Annotated in this window: 4 protein-coding genes and 3 pseudogenes; 4 read left to right on the top strand and 3 right to left on the bottom strand. The window is 63.0% G+C overall.

Going from position 1 to position 4,804, the window contains the following annotated elements; translation table 11 throughout:
* A pseudogene (locus ABZX79_RS37700) lies at nucleotides 1–92 on the bottom strand (IS5/IS1182 family transposase); the annotation flags it as partial.
* Nucleotides 93–1,042: 950 nt separating this feature from the next.
* Between ABZX79_RS37700 and ABZX79_RS37695 the strand changes: the two are divergent.
* Together ABZX79_RS37695 and ABZX79_RS37690 are read left to right on the top strand one after the other, a co-directional pair.
* On the top strand, nucleotides 1,043–1,423 hold the full coding sequence (locus ABZX79_RS37695) for a hypothetical protein (protein ID WP_355268544.1): 381 nt from the start codon (nucleotides 1,043–1,045) through the stop codon (nucleotides 1,421–1,423).
* A gap of 199 nt (nucleotides 1,424–1,622) precedes the next feature.
* On the top strand, nucleotides 1,623–1,985 hold the full coding sequence (locus tag ABZX79_RS37690; protein WP_355268541.1) for a hypothetical protein: 363 nt from the start codon (nucleotides 1,623–1,625) through the stop codon (nucleotides 1,983–1,985).
* A gap of 17 nt (nucleotides 1,986–2,002) precedes the next feature.
* On the opposite strand, the gene ABZX79_RS37685 is transcribed toward ABZX79_RS37690, so the two are convergent.
* Nucleotides 2,003–2,191: a hypothetical protein gene (locus tag ABZX79_RS37685; RefSeq protein WP_355268538.1), complete on the bottom strand. Its 189-nt coding sequence runs from the start codon at nucleotides 2,189–2,191 to the stop codon at nucleotides 2,003–2,005.
* Between ABZX79_RS37685 and ABZX79_RS37680 the strand changes: the two genes are divergently transcribed.
* Together ABZX79_RS37680 and ABZX79_RS37675 are read left to right on the top strand one after the other, a co-directional pair.
* Nucleotides 2,105–2,425, top strand: coding sequence for a transposase (locus ABZX79_RS37680; protein WP_355268547.1), 321 nt, complete (start codon nucleotides 2,105–2,107; stop codon nucleotides 2,423–2,425). The two genes, ABZX79_RS37685 and ABZX79_RS37680, sit on opposite strands and share 87 nt — an antisense overlap.
* 678 nt (nucleotides 2,426–3,103) lie before the next feature.
* A pseudogene (locus tag ABZX79_RS37675) lies at nucleotides 3,104–3,319 on the top strand (SigE family RNA polymerase sigma factor); the annotation flags it as partial.
* A gap of 1,403 nt (nucleotides 3,320–4,722) precedes the next feature.
* Here the strand turns inward: ABZX79_RS37675 and ABZX79_RS37670 are convergent.
* A pseudogene (locus ABZX79_RS37670) lies at nucleotides 4,723–4,804 on the bottom strand (IS5/IS1182 family transposase); the annotation flags it as partial.

Genomic DNA, 4,804 nt, shown 5'->3' with positions numbered 1-4,804 from the left:
AGAGTGTCATGCCTGCGTAGGTACACGAGGCCGACCAGGGCACGCTGGTGCGGCGGGAGCTTGCAGCGGCGGTCACCCTCGCGGGTGACGATGAGTTGAGAAGTCGAACACCTCCCTCAACGGCACGGGAGCCTCGTGCGTTGCAGACACCGACCCCTTCACCCGATCAGTGGCCACTCTGAAAGAGCTCACAGACTCGCGGGCAGGAACTGGGCCACCCGATTTACTTATGGGTGGATCACTCGGCTCGGTGTCTACCGTCTTACCGGAAACGTACGCAGGGCGACTGCGCATGCCAGCCGGTGAACGATGTCGGAAAGCCGTGTGCGGGAGAACTACATGCACGGTTTGAAGTGGCGGGGACTGGAAACGGAGCGTCAGCAACCGCGCCAGTCCCCGACGCTACTCTTGAACTCGACGCCGAAGGCGGGGTTCTCATCGAACCAAGGTTCTGGATCTCGGGACCGCACTTGCTAAACTTTACGCCGCCGACATGACACGGACCAGCACGCAGTGGTTGTAGCCCAGCAGGCTTGACTGGGCATCAGCAGAGGCGGGCCGGGGCCTGGGCGACGCCCGCTCTAGGTGTTCGATCGAGAGATCGCCGCGCCCGTGGGTGGCTACGGCTTCGGTGCCGCGGTACCTCCGTGCGGCGGGAGCTTGCGACGTTGCTCTGCTCATCGCCCCGCCTGTGCCGGTCCGGCCCGCACGCAGCACCGGGCCGTTGTGTAGAAGATCAGCCCGTTCGGGCCTGGACCGGTGGGCTGACATGCTCAGCTGACGCTCAAATCCGGATAACGATCACATCACCAAGCCATGCCTCTTTGATACCCCCAGGGACTTTTGTCCTATTTTTCAAATGCTGTTCGCCGCATAGGTCTTGTTTCTCCCCTGTTGTACGCGTGATAAATGTTCGCCATCAGCAGGGTGTTGACCGACTGATCGCCCCAACATAAGTTCGGCGCCCAGTTGAAAGCAATTCCCTGGGGCTGCAGTCCGATTCCCTTAGGCTGCAGTTCAATCCAGCAGAGAAGAGGAACCAATGGTCAGATCGTTCACCCGCATAGCTGTGGTCGGTGCAGCCGTCGCCACAACGCTCGTCGGCATAGCGTCGCCAGCCCTGGCCGCCGACGTCAACAGGACCCTGAGCAACAGTCACGGCAAAATGACCTACAACGATTCTGTAGATGTGTTTGAGATCTGCGACACCAATGCGGACGGCTATGGCGTCACAGGTAATCTCAATCGCGTGTACAAGGGTGGTGTCACCTATTCGGAGGAGGCTTTCCGCATTAACGATGGCGGCGACGCCGGATGTGACAAAATTGGTTACAACGTCCAAGGTTACCCCAACAACTACCAGATGAACTTCTGGTGGGACGGGGGCGGTGCGACCCTGTCGACCGTATGGTTCTACGAGTAAGGCCTCGGCCGAGTGGTTCGCGTTGACGGCTGCGAAACTGCTCATGCCCGATCAAGCAGGCTCTCAGATGCCCTGCTCGCGTTGAGGTCGGGCAAGTCCTGACATAAACATAAGCTCGGCGCCCGATTGAAATCAATTCCCTGGGGCTGCAGTCCAATTCCCTTAGGCTGCAGCCCCATCCAGCAGAGAAGAGGAACCAATGGCCAGATCGTTCACCCGCATAGCTGTGGTCGGTGCAGCCGTCGCCACAACGCTCGTCGGCATAGCGTCGCCAGCCCTGGCCGCCGACGTCAACAGGACCATCAGCAACTCGCATGGCCGCATGACCCATATCGACAACGTAGATGTGTTCGAGATCTGCGACACCAATGCGGACGGCTACGGCGTGGAAGGCACGCTGAAGGATACCTTCACCGGGCATACGTATTTCTACATCAATGACGGCGGGGATTCTGGCTGCGACAAGAAGGGCTACGATATAACCGGCGCAACCAATTACGCCATGGGGTTCTGGTGGAGCGGCGATGGCAAGGTAGTGTGGTCGACCCCCTTCCAGGAATAGCCTGCCTGGAAGGTTACTCAGAATGGACGCTCGCACGCTACGCTGAGGAGACCGATCGCATCTTCGGCGATCACGCCGAAGAGCTTGCGACAGGGTTCTGAAGAACCTTCCAGCTTGAGCTGCTGGAGACCATCCCCGGCGTCGGACGCATCACGGCCGAGGTCCTCATCGCCGAGACCGGCGGCGACATATCCCGTTTTCCGCACCACCGACCACCTGGCCCCGTGGGCGGGGGTCTGCCCCGATCACCACGAGTCCGCAGCCGGCACAAGTCCGGTCGCAGACGCCATGGCAACCGCTGGCTCAGCGCCGCCCTGGGAACCGCCGCCATGGCCACGTGTCCCAGGGACTCGATTGTCCGCGTCTTCCAGGATGTCCAGATGTGGCTCTCGTGGAACGGCGGTGACGGCACCGTGAAGTCTGGGGAGTTCAGCGATTAAACCGGCGGTGAGATGTGCGGCGCGAAATGGGATCCCGCGGAGCCATATCGCACCACGCTATTTGGCGTTCACCCGCAGCGTCAATGGCGCTTAGTTCGCAGCGCTAGCGGGTTATTACCCTCGCGCGATGAGGGTAATAACCCGCTAGCGCTGCTTCGCATGCAATAACCGTTTCAGCGTGACAGCGTTGGGTGACGATTTCGGGCGGCGGCGACTGCTGGTGACCCGCGCACGCAAGACTTGGTATAGGAAGAGCTGCTGCTCCAGCGAGACGACTTGGTCGCTGACGCAGCTCTGGGGCGGGGACGTCTGCAGCAGCGGTCATGCGTGATGATTGCGTCGAGCTGAAGCTCGGTGACGGACAGCCCCGTCCCACCGGTCGGGGGCCCATGGCCGTCTGCCGCAACAGCGGTCCTACAGATCCTTGACTCTCCACTTGACGGCAAAGTAGCGGCTCTCACCTGCGGCGATGGCAAGTTCAGGCCGTCAACTGCGTAGTCAAGGATCTGTACATCGCGCAGGCTCGTGCCTTTCCCGGACGTGCTCTGCTGGGCGGCAGCTGATTCATGACGAACGGAGCCTGGGGGTTACATGACCCGGCGTGAGGAAACATCCCCGAGCAGGCATAGCGGCAGCGCTCCGTAGTCCCGGGGACTGAAAGGAATTCGAAAGGTGACTATGGACGCCCACGAGAAGCAGAATTTTCGCGAGTTTGTGGCGAACAGATCGCCGGAATTGCTACATGTGGCCATGCTCCTCAGCGGCAGCGATCAGCACGCCGCGGAGGACCTGCTGAAGAACGCCTTGGTCAAGACGGCCAGGCGCTGGCACCGGATTAACGAGCCAGAGGCGTACGTACGCGAGATGCTCTGCCGCCAGCAGACCAGACGCTGGGAGCCGTCGGAGAGGCCGGCGGGTAGCGACCGTATCAGCGCGGCCGAACTACGGATTCACGGTGCGCCAAGCGCGGGCCATGCTCGGCCCGAGGCAGAACTTGAGCAGCGGGTGCGCGGGGCGCTGAAGGCGAACACGCCGGAGGTACGGCTGTCCGACGACTTCGCCGAGCAGGTGTATCGGTCGTTGCGGCGCCGCAAGGCACGCAGCTTTGTGGTGGCCGGGGTGGTCGCGGCGATCGTCGCCGTGGGAGTCGCAGTGCCGCTGGCCGTGGATGGCGGTGGTACGCAAGGGCGGCCCGCAGGCGAGCTCGACACCCCGGAGGTGGTGGCACATGCCGACCAGTCGCCGCCGCGGGAGTTGGTCGCCGCAGGGCGGATTGCCGTCTCGGCGTATTACACGACGAAGATCGTGAAGCAGTCGGACGGGGACGCGATCGGCACCTACGAGTGGAGCCTGCTCAACACGGCTACCGAGCGGTATGAGAAGACCGACTGGGCCTGGCTCGATGTCGCCCCGGGGATGCAGACCGCGGTGGTGCTGGAGCGCGATCTGCCGGTCAACCGGATCGGGCTGCTGGAGCTGGCCACGGGCAAGGTGGAGCGCTGGATCGAGGTCGACAAGAGAGTCGGCGGTGTGCAGTTCTCGCCGGACGGCAAGCGCCTGGTGGCGACGACGTACAGTCTCCACCCGGACGGCCTTTTCAAGGACGCGTCGTACCGGCTGAACGATAAGACGGTACCGGGGCCGAAGCCGAGCCGCACCGGCTACTACGTCATCGATGTCGCCTCCGGCCGGGCGGACTTCGCTGAGCCGCTACCCAGGAAGAACGAGCGCGAGGTTGGCCCTAGGGTTGGGCGTCAGGACTTCCGCTGGAGCCTTGACGGGAAGCTGGTGTGGGAGCCCTGGGGCAACAAGGAGGGCGGCCTCTATTACGACGTGAACGGCAAGGAGATGCCGGTCCCGAAGCAGGAAGCGTCCCTGCCCTCCCCGAGGGCCGTGCTGTCCCGCGACGGAAGGCTGGTAACCGGTGCGTTCGCCGGGGAGGGCGGCCAGATCGTCTCCGAGGTACTGGATGCGAAGACCGGCAGGCGGGCCGCACTCGTACCCGGCCAGCAGCTGCTCGCCTGGGCCGACGACAAGCACCTCATCGCCTGGCGGTGCGACCCCAAGCAATGCGACCCCGGCAAGGGGGAGTTCCGCAACCAGCTACTCCTGGTTAGCCTGGACGGCAATAAGATAACCCCGCTCTCCGGCTTCCGGAAGGCGAACCTGCGCTACGACGGCCGCTGGACCCCGATGCTCACCCAGCGCTGACCCTCTCCGCAACATCCACCAGGCAGCCCCGAAGGCTGTGGCGGGGACGACAAATGGCGTTGTCAAACGGCTGTCATTGAGCTCGTTCAGCGTTGCCGCTCCAGGGTGAGGACGGCCGCGGCGATTGACGACATTCGATTTGGGCTGCACCGGGCTCTGCGGAAGATG

Origin of the sequence: Streptomyces sp. NPDC002994 (assembly GCF_040611155.1) — a bacterium.
Lineage (GTDB): Bacteria > Actinomycetota > Actinomycetes > Streptomycetales > Streptomycetaceae > Streptomyces.
This window is presented reverse-complemented; position numbering and strand designations above follow the sequence as displayed.